The sequence below is a fragment of the Methylorubrum zatmanii genome, from assembly GCF_014845115.1.
In the GTDB taxonomy this organism is placed as follows: domain Bacteria; phylum Pseudomonadota; class Alphaproteobacteria; order Rhizobiales; family Beijerinckiaceae; genus Methylobacterium; species Methylobacterium zatmanii.
On sequence record NZ_NKUI01000341.1, the window covers coordinates 1 to 539 of the forward strand.

General features: G+C 67.3%; 1 protein-coding gene. It reads right to left on the reverse strand.

The window, feature by feature from the left end; all coding sequences use genetic code 11:
- Nucleotides 1–31: 31 nt before the first annotated feature.
- Nucleotides 32–539 (reverse strand): meso-2,3-butanediol dehydrogenase (budC, locus tag MZTS_RS24535; RefSeq protein WP_192285930.1); only part of this gene is annotated, 508 nt, incomplete at its 5' end.

Sequence of the window (539 nt, forward strand, 5' to 3'; positions counted from 1 at the left end):
GGGGCGCTGCCGGAGGGCGGCGGTGAACCGGTCAGCTCAGCGCCGGCTGGCCGTTCGAGGCCGAGAGGCCGCCATCGACCGGCAGATTCACCCCGGTGATGAAATGGGCATCCTCGCTCGCCAGGAAGGCGATGGCCCCGGAAATGTCGTCGGGCTGCGCGCCGCGCCCCATCGGAATGCGCTCCTCGAACTTGGCGACGAGGTCCGGCTGCTCCTGCATCCCCGCCGTGAACGGCGTGTAGACCAGGGACGGGTTGACCGCGTTCACCCGGACACCGTTCCGGGCTTCGTCCAAGGCGACCGCGCGGGTGAAGTTCGTCACCGCTCCCTTGGCGGCGCAGTAGAAGCTGTGGTTCCAGTCGCCGCCGAGACCCGAGACCGACGAGACGTTGACGATGCAGCCGCGGCTCTCGCGCAGATGCGGCAGGGCGAAGCGGGTCATGTAGAACACGCCGTAGAGATCGGTTTCGATCACCACCGAGAAATCGGCGATGTCGCCCTCGTCGACCTTGCCGAGGTGATCCTTGCCGGCATTGTTG